The following is a 17,151-nucleotide window of genomic DNA, read 5'->3' as shown; positions in this document are numbered from 1 at the left end:
ACACAAAAGAAATTATGAAGATATTAGTTCTAAACTGCGGAAGCAGCTCCATCAAGTACAAACTCTATGACATGACCGGAGAAACGGTTCTCGCACAAGGTAACGCCGAGCGTATCGGTCTTGACGAAGCCTTCGTGAAAGTAACTCTCAAAGACGGAAGCAAAGAAGAAATCATGCACGATATGCCCACACACAAAGAAGGCGTGAAGTTCGTGTTCGACCTTCTGCTCGATTCAAAATACGGCGCCCTAAAAAACCTCGACGAAATCGATGCCGTTGGACACAGAATCGTGCAAGGAGGCGATTTGTTCGAGAAAAGCTGCATAGTCACAAAGGAAGTCGAAGACGGAATCGAAAGTCTCATCGACCTCGCACCGGTTCACAACGCCGGTCATCTGCGCGGACTTCGTGCCGTCGACGCACTCATGCCACACACGCCGCAAGTGGTAGTTTTCGACAACGCATTCCACAGCACTATGCCGCCGTATGCTTTCCTCTATGCCGTGCCTTACGAATTTTATGAGAAATATCACGTACGTCGCTACGGATTCCACGGAACAAGCCACCGCTACGTGTCGCAACGCGTTTGCGAAATGCTGGGTGTTGACATTAAAACGCAGAAAATCATAACCTGTCACATAGGCAACGGTGCATCGGTTGCAGCAATCAAAAACGGAAAAGTAATCGACACCTCGATGGGGCTCACACCGTTAGCAGGTCTTATGATGGGTTCGCGCTCGGGTGATATCGACCCATCGGCCGTAACATATCTCATGGAAAAGCTCGGAAAGAAACCCCAGGAGATGGCCGACTTCCTGAACAAGGAAAGTGGAGTACTCGGAATAACCGGAATCAGCTCGGACATGCGCGAAATTGAAAACGCCGACCAACAGGGCGACCCGAAAGCTCATCTGGCCCTGGAGATGTACAACTATCGCATCAAGAAATATATCGGCGCCTATGCAGCCGCAATGAACGGTGTCGACATAATCGTGTGGACTGCAGGCGTGGGCGAAAACCAAATAAGTACACGCTGGAATGTTTGTTCAGACATGGATTATCTAGGCATAAAGATGGATAAAGAACGTAACAACTGCCGTGGTAAAGAGCGCATCCTCTCGGCCGACGATTCGAGAGTGAAAGTAGTTCTGGTTCCAACCGACGAGGAAATCGTCATAGCCCGTGATACTCAGGAGCTGATTCTCGAAGCCAGGAAATAAGGAGTTTCTCTTTTGAATTAAATTTATTTATAACGGGCGTATCCGAAGCCGAATAGAATAGGCCGACGATACGCCTCTTTTTAAAGGTAAGAAGATGTCAAAGATAACAAAGGAAGCGGCGCTGGCCTACCATAACATGGGGCGCCCCGGAAAGATTGAAGTTAAACCCACTAAACCCTACAGCACACAAACAGATTTGAGCCTCGCCTACTCGCCCGGAGTGGCATATCCATGTTTGGAAATACAACAGAATCCCGACGAGGTTTATAAATACACCGACAAGGGAAACCTCGTAGCCGTTATTACCAACGGAACCGCCGTGCTCGGACTGGGAAACATTGGAGCCATGAGCGGGAAACCCGTTATGGAAGGCAAAGGATTATTATTCAAAATATACGGCGGAATAGATGTGTTCGACATTGAACTCGACGAAACCGACCCAGACAAATTCTGCGAAACGGTTGAAAAGATTGCACCGTCGTTCGGCGGAATAAATCTTGAGGACATCAAAGCCCCCGAATGTTTCGCAATCGAAGAACGGCTCAAAAGAACGCTCGACATTCCCGTGATGCACGACGACCAGCACGGTACAGCCATCATATCGGCGGCCGGACTGAAAAACGCTCTCGAAGTGGCCGGTAAACAAATAGAAGAGGTCAAGCTCGTGGTCAACGGAGCCGGAGCCGCCGCCATATCCTGCACCAAGCTCTACATGGCTCTGGGACTTCCAAAAGAAAACATTCTTATGCTCGACTCGAAGGGTGTAATCACCCTCGACCGCCCCAACCTCACACCGCAGAAAGCACTCTTCGCAACCAGCAGGAAAGACGTAAACACACTCGAAGAAGCCCTCCGAGGAGCCGACGTATTCGTAGGATTATCGAAAGGAAACATTCTCTCACAAGACATGATTCGTTCAATGAATCCCAATCCGATAGTGTTCGCATTGGCCAATCCCGTACCCGAAATATCCTACGACGAAGCGATCGAAGCCCGTCCGGACGTAATCATGTCCACCGGTCGCTCCGACTACCCCAACCAGATAAACAACGTCATCGGCTTCCCCTACATCTTCCGCGGAGCTCTCGACGTACACGCAAAAGCCATCAACGAACAAATGAAAATGGCAGCCGTGCACGCCATAGCCGAACTGGCTAAACAGCCCGTGCCCGACACGGTGAACAACATCTACCATGTTAACGACCTAACCTTCGGGCCACGTTATTTCATTCCCAAACCCGTTGACCCCCGACTCATAACCGAAGTTAGCGCAGCCGTAGCCCGGGCAGCAATCGAAAGCGGAGTAGCACGAACACCAATAACCGATTTCCAAGCCTACAAAGAAAACCTCCGACAAATGCTCGGACAAGAAACAAAGCTCGCACGAACTCTACACGCCACCGCAGCAAAACATCCGCAAAGAGTGGTTTATGCCGAAGGCGGACACCAAACAACCATGAAAGCGGCCATACAAGCAAAACAAGAAGGTATTTGCCAACCGATACTCCTCGGAAATCCCGACCGACTAAACCGCGTGGCCAATCGACTCAAACTCGACCTAACCGGAATTGAAATAATCGACATGAGAGCCGACAAAGAGCAACGCCGACGAGCAACCTACGCCAAACATCTAGCCGAGAAAAGAGAACGCGAAGGCTACACCTTCGAAGTGGCCTACGACAAAATGTATGAACGAAACTATTTCGGAATGGCGATGGTTGAAAACGGAGATGCCGACGCATTCATAACCGGGCTCTACACAAAATATTCCGACACCATAAAAGCCGCAAAAGCCGTCATCGGAATCCGTCCCGAGTACAGACACTTCGCAACAATGCATATCCTCAACACAAAACGAGGAATATTCTACGTGGCCGACACCCTGATAAACCACGAAACAAATGCCGAAACGCTAACCGACATTGCCCGGCTCGCCTCGAACTCCGTTAGATTCTTCAACGAAGAACCCATCATCGCAATGCTGGCCCACTCAAACTTCGGAACCGACACAACAGGCACACCGCAAACCGTCCACAAAGCAGTTGAAATCATGCAGAAACAGTATCCGAACCTCGCAATCGACGGCGAGCTGCAAGTAAACTTCGCATTAAACAAAACCCTCCGCGACGAAAAATTCCCCTTCACCCGTTTGAAAGGCAAAAACGTAAACACGCTTATCTTCCCCGACCTGTCATCGTCGAACAACGGCTACAAACTCCTCCAAGGCCTCAGTCCCGAAACCGAAGTTATCGGGCCAATCCAAATGGGCCTCAACAAACCCATACACTTCACCGACTTCGAAAGCTCCGTTCGCGACATCGTCAACATAACCGCAATAGCAGTCCTCGACGCCTACGTTGAAAAGCTAATCGAAAAAACAAAATCAGCCCAATAACTCCCACTCGGGCCTCCAGGCCGCATGTAGGGACAGACCCCGTGTCTGTCCGCCCCCAACGTCGATTCGATATATTAACCGCAAAACAAAAGTCACGTCAAGAACAAGATGGAATCCGGACAGACACGGGGTCTGTCCCTACATGCGGGCTGGAGGCCCGAGTTGGCGCGCGTCGTGATTATGAATTGTTCTGCCCGAGTGTCATACGTGTCGCTCACCGTTTGTTCAAAGATTAAGAGGTTTCTTCTCAGGAAATCATGTAATTGAGAGCTATATGACCGTGCGCGAGTGGTATTATCCGGAATTTACCGACGAATCACACAAAGAACTTACAGAGAGTGTGTGGCAGAGACTATTTCACACAAAGAGTTTAAAGAGAGTGTGTGTCAGAGACTATTTCACACAAAGAGTTTAAAAAGAGTATGTGACAGAGACTATTTCACACAAAGAGTTTAAAGAGACTGTGTGACAGAGACTATTTCACACAAAGAGTTTACAGAGACTGTGTAAAATAGCCTATTTCACACAAAGAGTTTACAGAGACTGTGTGGCAGAGACTATTTCACACAAAGAGTTTACAGAGACTGTGTGACAGAGACTATTTCGAAGACTCTCGCCTGTAGATACCGGTCGAAACGGGACATTTTTCCTCATTTCATCAACGCATCGCCGGCGGCGCAGTGGAATTTCGGACAAATTTTCATTCCCTCCCAGTCGAAAAGCATGTCGCCCGGGCGAATTTGGGGATAAAATGAGGTGCCATACAATAAGATGAGGGTTCGAACGTTTAGGAATGCGGAAATTAAAAAAGATTCGGCCAGTAAACTGGCATCAACAGTCATGATTGAATACATAAAAGGCGAAATCGCCGAACTCACACCCGCCCTAGCGGTTATCGACACAGGCGGAGTGGGCTATGCACTCAACATTTCGCTCAACACATACAGTGCAATCCAAGGAAAAAAGGAGGTAAAACTGCTCGTGCACGAAGCTCTGGTGGCCGGCGGACGCGACGACAGCTACACGCTCTACGGCTTCGCAACCAAACAGGAACGAGGACTCTACCGCCTGCTCATCAGCGTGTCGGGAGTAGGAGCAAACACGGCACGAATGATTCTGTCGTCGCTCACACCAACCGAACTCTGCAACGTTATCGCCGGCGGCGACGAGAAAATACTCAAAACCGTAAAAGGAATCGGTCTGCGAACCGCCCAACGCATCATCGTAGACCTGAAAGACAAGATTGTGCAAAGCGGCGTGGCCGACGAACTCAAAGTAAACAGCTCGGCAAGTACATCAACCATCAACTCGGCCGTGAAAGACGAGGCCGTGAGCGCACTCACAATGCTCGGCTTCTCGCCCGCACCATCGGCTAAGGTGGTTAATGCCATTCTTTCCGAATCGCCCGATATGGCAGTAGAGCAGGTTGTTAAGTTGGCCTTGAAACAAATAAAATAATCCCCCCACACACCCTACAAACCGTTTTGAAATCGAAGAGACACATCGCAACACTGGCAGCTCTCGCCATGGTTCTGAGCTTGATGGCTTGGGAGCACACCCTAGGGAACCTTTTCTTACCGGAGAAGGTTCTTTCGCTCATTGTGCCTCCCGACACAACCGGCAAACCGAAACTGCCGAATGTGAAAATCGACGAAGAAATAATCCCCGACTCACTTCTGCATCCGCGGTGGCGAGTGCAACGAACAACACCCATAACTTTCGACGACCTGAAACAGGGTTCAACCGATTTGGCACGGCCGGAAAATATGCGCCAAACGGTGGAATATAATGATACGCTCGACCGATATATCATCGGAAACAAAATAGGCGACACCTATGTGAACGCACCCATAATGATGACGCCCGAAGAATATCGCAAATGGAGCGAAAAACGCAGTTTCGCCGACTTTTACAGAGCGAAGAATCAGGAAATTCTCAAAACAAAGGGCAAAGACAAGTTCGACTTCACGGATATGCATTTCTCGCTCGGCCCGGCAGAGAAAATATTCGGGCCGGGCGGCGTTCGCATCAAGACGCAGGGAACAGCCGAGCTTAAATTCGGCGCAACAGTAAAAAATATCGACAACCCCTCGCTGCCAATACGCAACCGAAATACCACAACCATGAAGTTCGACGAGAAAATAAACCTCAACGTGAACGGAAAAGTGGGCGACAAAGTAAACATGAACCTAAACTATAATACCGACGCGACGTTCGACTTCGACGCACAGAACATGAAACTGCGATACGACGGAAAAGAAGACGAAATTATAAAACTCGTCGAAGCAGGCAACGTGTCGTTCCCATCGAACAACAGTTTGGTTCAAGGTGCATCGTCGCTCTTTGGCTTGCGCACCGACATGCAGTTCGGTAAACTGAAGTTGCAAACAGTTGTCTCGCAAAAAAAATCGTCGAACAAAAGCGTCAATTCACGCGGTGGCAAGCAACTCACTCCATTCGAAATCGACGCGGCCGACTATGAAGAAAACAAGCACTTCTTCCTCTCACAATATTTCCGCGACCGATACGACACGTCAATGAAAACACTGCCTAATCTCACAACAGGCGTTACCATAAACCGAATCGAAATCTGGGTTACAAATAAATCGGGCAACACAACCAATACTCGAAACATCGTTGCACTAACCGACCTCGGCGAAAGCATGAATGTGAGTAAACCGGCACTCTGGGGAAACGGCAACGGCTTGGTCCCGTCGAATAACGCCAATACTGAATATGCCACCATCGCACAGAATAACGCTGCCGCCCGCGACATCGACCAAACAAATACTATTCTTGACGGAATTGGAATGGTAGGCGGCGTGGACTATGAGAAACTGTCGAACGCCCGACTGTTAAATAGCTCGGAATATCGACTCAACAGTGCACTCGGTTATATTTCGCTAACGTCGCTCGGATTACAAACCGACCAAGTCCTAGCCATAGCCTATGAATACACCTACGGCGGTGTTACCTATCAAGTAGGCGAGTTTGCCAGCGACCGCACCAACGTTAATGAAGCGTTGTTCGTGAAATCGCTAAAGAACACAAGTAATAATCCGTCGCAAGGCAACTGGAATCTAATGATGAAGAATGTCTACAACCTCGGCGGCACGGTGGAGAAGGATAAATTCAGACTCGATGTTAAATATCAGAGCGACACAACGGGTGTTTACATCTCCTATATCCCCGAACAAAAGGTAAAAAACCAAACTATCATTAAACTGTTAGGCGCCGACCGACTCGACAACAATAATAATCCGCATCCGAATGGCTATTTCGATTACGTAGAGGGCTACACAGTAAGCAACGGAAGAGTGTTCTTCCCCGAAGCCGAACCGTTCGGAAAATACCTTTATAATTATCTCGTATCAAAAGGCATTGCACCGAATGTAGCCAAGAAATATACGTTCTCCGAGCTCTACGACTCAACGAAAACCGTTGCAAAGCAAATTGCCGAAAAAGATAAATACATGCTAGTGGGGCAATATCGCGGAACGAGCGCAAATGTTATTTCGTTAGGTGCCTATAATGTCCCGCAAGGTTCGGTTGTGGTCACAGCCGGCGGAGTGCGACTGGTTGAAGGAACAGACTACAGCGTGGATTATAATGCCGGCGAAGTAACTATCCTCAATCAAAACATAATCGATGCCGGAACATCGGTGAATGTATCGCTCGAAAGCCAAAGCGACTACGGACAGGAACGCAAAACAATGTTCGGAGTGAACTGGGAATACGACTTCTCGAAAAATTTCCAACTTGGCGGAACATTTATGCACCTTTCCGAACAAGCGCTCACCAACAAAGTAAATATGGGCTCCGAACCACTCAATAACACCATCTGGGGCCTTAACATGAACTGGAAAAAGGAAAGTCAGTGGCTTACCAACATGCTCGACAAACTACCGCTGCTGCATCTCACGCAGCCCTCGCATATTTCTCTGTCGGCCGAGTTCGCACAGCTGATTGCCGGTCAGAGCAGCGGAACACAAGACAACGCCTCCTACCTCGACGACTTTGAAAACACAAAGAACACACTCGATGTAGCCTCACCAACTTCGTGGATTATTTCGAGTGTACCGTCTGATTTCCCCGAATCTACCGACAAAACAACTCTTCGCGGAGGTTTCAACAGGAGTCTTTTGGCGTGGTACACCATCGACCCGCTATTCACGCGTATAAGTAGTTCGCTCACCCCGGGACACATCAAAAGCGACCTTCAGCAGCTCTCCAACCATTATGTGCGCGAAGTTTATGTGCGCGAAATATTCCCCAACCGCGACCAAAACAGCTACAATGGAACCACCCCTACGCTATCAATACTCAATCTGGCATTCTATCCATCGGAGCGGGGCCCATATAACTTCAACCCCGACCTCGATCAAAACGGACATCTCACAAACCCGCGCAAAACATGGGGAGGAATGATGCGCAAGCTCGACACAAATGATTTCGAACGCGCCAACATCGAATACATCGAGTTCTGGATGCTCGACCCCTTCATCTATTCCAACAAGCAACCGGATGCAGCTAAATATGGCGGCGACTTCTACATAAACCTCGGCGAAGTGTCAGAGGATGTTCTGCACGACGGCAAGAAATTCTATGAAAGCGGTATGCCGGTCGACGGAAGTAACGCGTGGACAACAACGCAATGGGGACGCATTCCGACTCAAGCAACCGTAACCTACGCTTTCGCTACCACATCGGGCAGTCGCGCTCTGCAGGACGTAGGTTTCAATGGACTAACTGACGCTGAAGAACAGCAATTCGCATCCTATCAGGACTTCCTCACACAGGCGCGCAGCAAAACCAATCAAGCCGTGTTCGATTCTATCTGGGCCGACCCGGCAAACGACAACTACCATTATTATCGCGGTTCGGATTGGGATCAAAAACAGGCCCCGATTCTTCAACGCTATAAGCGCATCAATAATCCGCAAGGCAACTCGCCTGAAAGCAACGAAAGAATCGAGCGCTACGATACATCGTATAAAACCACTCCCGACGTCGAGGATATTAACCAAGACTATACGCTCAACGAATACGAAAAATACTACCAATATAAGGTGAGCATCCGCCCGCAAGACATGGTTGTGGGGCAGAACTACATCGTTGACAAGCGTACAACGGTTAGACTGCTTCGCAACGGTGAGCGTCCAGAGATTACCTGGTATCAATTCAGAATACCGCTACGCGAATATCAAAAACGTGTGGGCAGTATTCGCGATTTCACCAGCATACGCTTCATGCGTTTATTCCTAACCGATTTCGAGCGTCCCATCGTTCTGCGCTTCGGTACATTCGATCTCGTTCGAGGCGAATGGAGACAATATACACATAACCTCACTAACTCGGCCCCGACATCCGGTACGATGTCAGTGAGCGCTGTGAGCATTGAGGAAAATAATGACAAAACGCCTGTAAACTACGTTCTGCCACCAGGAATCAGTCGTGAGCAAGATCCAACACAACCACAGCTTGTGCAAAACAACGAGCAAGCACTGGCAATGACGGTTAATAATCTCGGAACAAACGAGTCGAAAGCAGTCTATAAGAACACCACACTCGATCTTCGCCAATACAAACGCCTGCAAATGTTCGTCCACGCCAACGCGATGGAGCAGAATATTACGAATCTGACTGACGACCAGCTGGCCGTATTTATCCGATTGGGATCAGACTATAAGAATAACTACTATGAATATGAGATTCCGCTCAAACTCACCCCGGCACGCGCCATCCCCTACGACAAATATTCCTATGCCGACTGTCGTGCCGTGTGGCCAGAAGAAAATATGCTCGACATCCCACTCGACCTCCTCACCCGAGTGAAGAAAGAGCGCAATATCAGTAAAGCCAATGGTACGGCTAGCTACATACGCGAGTTCTCCATCTACGACAACCAGCGTCCTTCAAATCGAGTCAGCGTAATGGGAAACCCCACCCTGGGCGAAATCAAAACAATGATTATCGGTGTGCGTAACCTCTCCGGCAGCGAGAAAACAGGCGAAGTGTGGGTGAACGAACTACGCCTGCTCGAATTCAACAACGAGGGCGGATGGGCTGCTCGCGGACAGATGAACATTCAGCTATCCGACCTCGGGACCATTGACATGAACGCTAGTCACAGTACCGACGGATTCGGTGGATTGGAGCAGGGAGTAAGCCAACGTAAACAGGAAACCAATACCGACATGGCCATGACCGCAACCATCGAGCTGGGAAAACTATTCCCTGAGAAAACAAAAGTATCGGCGCCACTATACTACAGCGTAACCAAAAACGAAAGCCGTCCGAAATACAATCCGCTCGATACCGACATGTTACTCAAAGACGCTCTCGATGCAACAGCATCAAAGCACGAGCGCGATTCAATTGAATCCATAGCCGTAACAAAGCGCACTACAACCAATTTCTCGCTCTCGAACGTCCGTGTAGGTATACAAAACAAACGTCACCCAATGCCCTACGACCCCGCAAACTTCTCGTTCTCATACAGTCATTCTCATACCCACTCGTCGGGTGAAACTACCGTCTACGAGAAAGAAGACAACTGGCGAGGTACGCTCAACTACAGCTGGACGCCCGTTTACAAATCATGGGATCCGTTGCGTAAACTCATCAAGAGCAAATCGAAATGGTTCGACATCCTAAAACGATTCGAACTCAACTGGCTGCCCCAGAACATCGCTTTCAACACCGAGATGATTCGCAACTACTACGAGTTGCAAGAACGCAACATGGAGGCAACCGAGAACGCCATGCTACCACTCAACTTCAACGAACAGTTTCTGTGGAATCGTGATTTCAACATGCGATGGGATATCACCAGGAATCTACACCTCAATTTCCAAAGCGCAACACACGCCGAAATTGAAGAGCCCTACACGCCGATAAACAAAGACCTATATGCCGATCGATATGAAGCCTGGAAAGACTCTGTTTGGAACAGCGTAAAGCACTTCGGAACACCCCTTGATTACCAACAGAACGCAACACTATCATATCAGCCACCACTCAATCTCATCCCGATATTCAATTGGGTGAATATCGACGCCAACTACACCTCGGCCTACACATGGGTGCGCGGGGCAAAACTCGAAAACGGAACATCGCTCGGCAACACCATAACAACAAACCGAACCGTCAATGCAAACGCAACGTTCAATTTCGAGCGACTATACAACCATATACCATTCCTGCAAAAGGCAAACGAGCGATTCAACAAGTCGACAGCCAGCATCAGCAACCGGAAAAATAACAAAGCCCTGGAACAAATGCGCATAGAAAAACCCGAAGAAAACTTACCGAAAGACGAGCAGGACAAAGCACGCCAACTACCCAAAAACACCAAAAGTTACGAGAAAGAGATAACCATCAAAGCCGACACAACACTCACTGTGACTCATGCACGAAAAAGCAAGCGCATAGCCGTATCGATGAAAGACGTCAGCGGCAAAAAGATAAACCTCAAATGGAAGAGAATTGACGACAACAAAATCAAACTCTTCAACAAAACCGACTCCGTCATACGTCTCAAAATAACCATCACGGCCAAAGAACCACTCGAAAACAAATCGTGGTATAAAACCGCGCAATGTCTAGCACGAGTGCTCATGATGGTGCGTAATGCCAGCATATCCTATCGTAATCAATACGCCATGTCGCTCCCTGGATTCATGCCAACCGTAGGCGATGCGCTAGGACAAACACGGGGCTACGGAGCAACGGCACCCGGAGTTGACTTCGCACTTGGACTAATAGACGATAACTATATCGACCGCGCTCGAAACAACGGATGGCTCCTCGCAAACGACAGCGTAGCAACACCCGCAACAACCAACCGCACCGAAGACATACAAATACGCCTTACTCTCGAACCGGTCAAAGACCTTAAAATCGACCTCAACGCGAGTCGAACAGCAACACAATCCAAAAGCATACAATACATGTATGCCGGTAACCCAACAACACAAAGCGGGACCCTAACCATGACAACTCTCTCCCTGGGCTCAGTATTCGAAAGCCAGGGAAGTGCTGCAAACGGATATCACAGTGAAACATTCAACCGATTCGTGCAATCGCTCGACAACTTCAGAAACCAAGTAGAAGCGCAATACATCGGTAAAAACTATCCCACATCGTTCGGAGGCGGACAATTCAATCCTTCACGCGGAGCCGTGAATAAATACAGTGCCGACGTCATGGTTCCAGCCTTCATCCAAGCCTATACAAGTATGCCAGGCAACGGTCTCAAGCTATTCCCCACCCTACGCAGTTTGCTGCCAAACTGGACCCTCCGCTACAGCGGTCTGACACGACTCGCCATCTTCCAGGAATGGTTCAAAAGCATCAACATCAACCACTCCTACAAAAGCATATTCACCATAGGCTCGTATCAAACCTTCAGCACCTGGCAACAAATCAACGACGAACTCGGTTTTATAGCTGATGCCACGACCGGAGCACCCATCCCAAGCTCGATGTACAACCTAACACAAGTGAGTATCAACGAAGCGTTCTCGCCATTCATCGGAGTTGATGTGACACTACAAAACAACCTAACACTCAAACTCGAATACCGACAAACTCGCGCCCTGTCACTCTCAATGACCAGTATTCAGATAAACGAAGCCACCTCAAAAGACATCGTCTTCGGATTCGGATACCGAATAAACAACTTCAACCTCTTCGGAGGTCGAAACACACGCGCTGTCAAGAGCAACAAAAAGCGAAACGACCAAACAAACACATCAACCAAAAGCAACGGCGTTAACCGCGACCTCAACCTACGCTTCGACTTCAGCTATCGTCAGCAAGCCAACCTCACCCGCGACATCAGCACTCTCGCAGCTGCAGCATCATCGGGAAATACGGCCCTGAAAATAGCCTTCATGGGCGATTACACCCTTAGTCGACTCATCACCGCCAGCCTATACTTCGACCTGCAATCCAACTCGCCCCTTCTCTCAGCTAACAGCTACCCTACAATAACTCACGATTTCGGTATTAACCTCAAGATTAGTCTTACCCGCTAATTACTCCAAATAAATAAGTGGATATCGGGCAGACACGGGGTCTGTCCCTATCATGCGGGCGGAACGCCCGAGTAAACATGGGGCAAGAAAGAGAAAGCATATAGGGAAATCATTGCACCATAAGCACAAGAATAAAACAAAACAGTTTGACAATAGTGGAGATTCTGCAAATAAAAAACTAAATTATTTATATCATTCACAGAGAGTATACTAATAAAAAGATAAATAATATAGTACTTACGGAGATTAGACTAATATAAAATCAAATGAGTTGGTCCTCGCAACGATATGTTGGTTCGGATTACGCGTGAGGCGGCCCGACATTTAACGAATCAATGTCGGGCCGCCTAAGAATGAATTAGTTTCTGCACTAGAGGAGAGCTTTAAACTTCTCGTCGAGTACCGATTTCTGGGCTGCGCCTACGAATTTGTCTACCAGTTCGCCACCTTTAAAGAAGAGGATGGTGGGGATGTTGCGAACACCAAACTCTATGGCTACGTCATTGTGTTCTTCGACATCGCATTTGCCTACTACGATTTTACCATCATATTCTTTAGCTAGCTCGGATACAATAGGGGCAATCATTTTGCAAGGGCCACACCAAGTTGCCCACAGGTCAACTACTAATGGCAATTCGCCATTCTTGTAAGTCTCAAAATTTTCGGTTGTGATTTCTACTTCCATTTTTGTTTGTTTTAAAAATTTGAATTGCTGTTTATATTTTTCAAACTCCATGCCAAGAATTATTTGGCAGTGTTGTTCTCAGTTTATTCGATATTCGATGTTGTTTGTCGTGACGAAGTCGATGAGTCGGTGGTCGATGTTGACTTTTATGGTTCGGCTACGTAACATAACGGTTGTTTGCTGTGGTGTTCGTAGTGCGATGTAGAGTTGTGTTGTGCCTTCGTTTTGTGATATTATGGTTGCGAGTTCGGTTAAGGTTTTGTCGTTGATTGTGGCAGCTTCGAGTGTCAGCGTGAACCGTTCTAATCGATGAGCTTTAATGTCATAAAGTTGTTCCACGTTCTGTATTTTGAGTTCATAGAGGTCGGAGCCACGATAGCGTTGTTGGCATTTTGCGGTGATGAAAATGGTGTAGTTTGGTTTTAGGAGTCCATTCCATCTTATCCAGTCGTCGCCAAAGAGTGCTAATTCTCCTTGTCCTTCAAAGTCTTCTATAGTTATGAATCCGAATGGTTTTCCTGTTTTCTGTGAAAATCGCTCGTTGACTGCGGTAACTATTCCTCCGATGGTCACTTCATCACGCTGTGCAAGTTGTGCGATGTTTACGTCTCGGCCGATTTCATTGCAATGTGTGTTACACATGTTGTTGAGAATAACTTCGTATTCATCGAGCGGATGTGCCGAGAGGTATATACCAACGAATTCGCGTTCTTTGTTAAGTTTTTCGATTGTTGCCCATTTATCTGTTTTTGGCACTACTGGGTGAACAACTTCCACTTCGTCTATTCCTCCGAAGAGCGAATTCTGTTGGTTGGCTTGTTCTTGTTGGAAAAGCTGTGCGTAGCGTACGAGTGTGTCAAGGAATATTTCGCCTTTGGTATTGATACCGAAATATTGTTCGCGTTGTAGACCTAGGTTGTCGAGCGCTCCGCCGTAGGCAAGACTTTCGTATGCTTTTCGATTGACGTTACTGAGGTCAACGCGTTCGGCGAAATCGAAGATGTCTTTATATGGCCCATTTGCCTGCCGTTCTTTGACAATGGCCTCAGCTGCTCCGGTTCCTATTCCTTTTATGGCTGAGAGTCCGAATCGGATTTCCCCTTTACTGTTGACGCTGAATCCCATTTGGCTTTCATTTGCGTCTGGGCCGAGGGTTGAAATCCTCATGGCTTTACACTCTTCCATGAGCTTGGTTATTTCGGTTATCTGACTGAAACGACGGGTCATCAAAGCGGCCATGAATTCGGCAGGATAGTGGGCCTTGAGATAAGCGGTTTGATAGGCAAGCCACGAATAACATGTTGCGTGCGACTTGTTGAAAGCGTAACTGGCGAATTTCTCCCAGTCGCTCCATATCTTTTCGAGAATCTCTGGATTGTGCCCGTTTTCTGTTCCTTGTTTGATAAACTTGGGCTTCATCCGGTCGACAATGTCTTTCTTTTTCTTTCCCATTGCCTTTCGAAGCTCATCACTCTCACCTCGGGTAAAACTGGCAAGTTGACGGCTGAGAAGCATCACTTGTTCTTGATAAACGGTGATGCCATAGGTGTCTTTGAGATACTTTTCCATACAGGGAATATCGTAGGTGACAAGCGTAGGGTCTTTCTTCCGGCGGATAAATTCAGGAATATAATCCATCGGACCAGGGCGATAGAGAGCATTCATGGCAATGAGGTCTTCGAACACGGTGGGCTTGAGCTCGCGGAGGTATTTTTGCATTCCGGGTGATTCGAACTGAAACGTACCCACAGTTCGGCCTTGCTGATAGAGTCGATAGGTTAATTCATCGTCGAGGGAGATATTGTCGATGTCAATTTCGTCGCCGGTTGTTTGCCTAATCACCCGAACGGCTTCTTTTATCTCGGAGAGGGTTTTGAGTCCGAGGAAGTCCATTTTGATGAGCCCAGTCGATTCGATAACGTGACCGTCATATTGTGTAACAGGTACTTTCTGATCGGGAAAATCGGGATCGGTAGCTGTCGAGACGGGCACCCAGTCACTTATCGGATTTCGACAAATGATGAACCCGCAGGCATGAATACCGGTGCCTCGTATAGTGCCTTCGAGCATCTTGGCATATTTGATAGTGTTGCGTTCGCGTACATCTTCGCTCACCTCGGCCTCCTGCAACATTGGGGTGCACTTGATTGCATTTACAAGATTCATTTTCATCCCATCAGGCAAGCGTTCGGGAATAGCCTTGCATAGTGCATTCGAGAGTTGTAGCGGCAGTTGCTCCACGCGAGCAACGTCTTTGATAGAGTTTTTCGTAGCCATTGTGGCGTAGGTGATAATGTGGGCACAGTTTTCGTGGCCATATTTATCCATAACCCATTGCAGAACCCGGCCACGCCCATCATCATCGAAGTCAGTATCTATATCGGGGAGATTCACGCGGTCAGGATTAAGGAAACGCTCGAATAGTAAATCATATTTCAGCGGATCGATACGTGTTATTCCAAGACAATAGGCCACCACCGAGCCGGCTGCCGAACCGCGCCCGGGACCAACCATAACGTCCAGCTCTTTGCGGGCAGCGTTTATGAAGTCTTGCACGATTAAGAAGTAGCCAGGAAAACCCATCGTTTTCATAACATGAAGTTCAAAACGTATTCGATCGTCTATTTCATTCGAAAAATTCTCACCATAGCATCGCCGGGCGCCGTCGTAAGCAAGTTTAGCCAAATAGTCGGCTTCGAACTTTATTCTATAAATCTTTTTATATCCTCCCAGGCGTTCGATAACCTCGGCGCCTGCCTTTTCATCGAGTTGATTCTCTCCGTTTTCGTCGGATGTGAACTCCTTATAGAGATCGGCCTCAGAGAATTTCCTCATCCATTCCTCTTCCGTTCCAAAACTCTCAGGTATTGAAAAGAAAGGCATTATCGGATCGTTGTCGATACTGTATATTTCAACCTTGTTGAGTATATCGAGTGTGTTTGTCAGCGCCTCTGGAATGTCAGCAAACACTTCATTCATCTCCTCGCGGGTCTTGAACCATTCCTGCTTAGAATAGCGCAAACGATTCGGCGCATTTAGTTCTTCATTAGTCGAAAGACAAAGAAGATGGTCGTGTGCCTCAGCCGTTTCCTTATCTTCAAAATGACAATCATTGGTACAAACCAATTTTATACTGTATTCGCGAGCAAACTGCATCAACATTTCATTGGCCTTTTGTTGCAGTGGAAACACATCGCGATTGGCCACAAGCTGTGGATCCTTAACCTCGTGCCGCTGCAACTCCAAATAATAATCATCGCCGAATACACGATGATACCACTCGCATGCCTCCCGTGCCCCCTCAATATCTCCTTTGAGAATCTTTGCTGGTACTTCACCTGCAATGCAGGCTGAACAAACGATAAGTCCCTCATGATATTTCTCCAAATCTTCACGATCGGTTCGTGGCCGATAATAATATCCATCTATCCATGCTCGCGACACAATCCTTATTAGATTTTGATAACCTTTATAATTCTTCGCTAAAACTACAAGATGGTAGCCAGAGTTATCATGTTGTGACTTATCCTTATTAAACTTGGTTCGTCGCGCCACATACATTTCGCAACCGAAAATAGGTTTGAATGGTTTCTCACCGCGCTCTTTTCGTCCTTTATTTATTCGCACACAATAATCCGAAAATTCCTTAATGCCGAACATCACACCATGATCTGTTATGGCCATACCTTTCATACCATTCTTGACTGCCTTATCTACAAGATATGAAATCTTCGATTGGCCGTCTAGAATAGAATAATGGGTATGAACGTGAAGGTGAACGAAATCTTCCATAAGGTTCTGAAAAATTAG

6 protein-coding genes are annotated in these 17,151 nt (G+C 47.7%); 4 read left to right on the top strand and 2 right to left on the bottom strand.

Features of this window, described 5'->3' with window-relative positions; genetic code table 11:
• Positions 1-14 precede the first annotated feature (14 nt).
• The 4 genes from HMPREF9140_RS00265 to sov all read left to right on the top strand — a co-directional run bounded on the left by HMPREF9140_RS00265 (position 15) and on the right by sov (position 12,656).
• Complete coding sequence (locus HMPREF9140_RS00265) at positions 15-1,220, top strand: acetate/propionate family kinase (RefSeq protein ID WP_006950900.1); 1,206 nt, start codon at positions 15-17, stop codon at positions 1,218-1,220.
• Positions 1,221-1,314: 94 nt separating this feature from the next.
• Positions 1,315-3,615 (top strand): NADP-dependent malic enzyme, encoded by a 2,301-nt coding sequence (locus HMPREF9140_RS00260; protein ID WP_006950898.1) that lies wholly within the window; start codon positions 1,315-1,317, stop codon positions 3,613-3,615.
• A gap of 840 nt (positions 3,616-4,455) precedes the next feature.
• On the top strand, positions 4,456-5,073 hold the full coding sequence (gene ruvA, locus HMPREF9140_RS00250; RefSeq protein WP_006950896.1) for a Holliday junction branch migration protein RuvA: 618 nt from the start codon (positions 4,456-4,458) through the stop codon (positions 5,071-5,073).
• A gap of 83 nt (positions 5,074-5,156) precedes the next feature.
• Positions 5,157-12,656: a T9SS outer membrane translocon Sov/SprA gene (gene sov / locus HMPREF9140_RS00245; RefSeq protein WP_394330121.1), complete on the top strand. Its 7,500-nt coding sequence runs from the start codon at positions 5,157-5,159 to the stop codon at positions 12,654-12,656.
• Between the two features lie 370 nt (positions 12,657-13,026).
• Here the strand turns inward: sov and trxA are convergent, their stop codons facing one another.
• The gene (gene trxA / locus HMPREF9140_RS00240; RefSeq protein WP_026253283.1) at positions 13,027-13,341 is read right to left on the bottom strand and encodes a thioredoxin; all 315 of its coding nucleotides are present in this window, start codon (positions 13,339-13,341) and stop codon (positions 13,027-13,029) included.
• A gap of 78 nt (positions 13,342-13,419) precedes the next feature.
• A complete protein-coding gene (gene dnaE / locus HMPREF9140_RS00235; RefSeq protein WP_006950893.1) occupies positions 13,420-17,133 on the bottom strand; it encodes a DNA polymerase III subunit alpha in 3,714 nt (1,237 codons plus the stop codon).
• Between the last annotated feature and the right edge of the window lie 18 nt (positions 17,134-17,151).

It is taken from the genome of Prevotella micans F0438 (genome assembly GCF_000243035.1).
GTDB lineage: Bacteria > Bacteroidota > Bacteroidia > Bacteroidales > Bacteroidaceae > Prevotella > Prevotella micans.
This window is presented reverse-complemented; position numbering and strand designations above follow the sequence as displayed.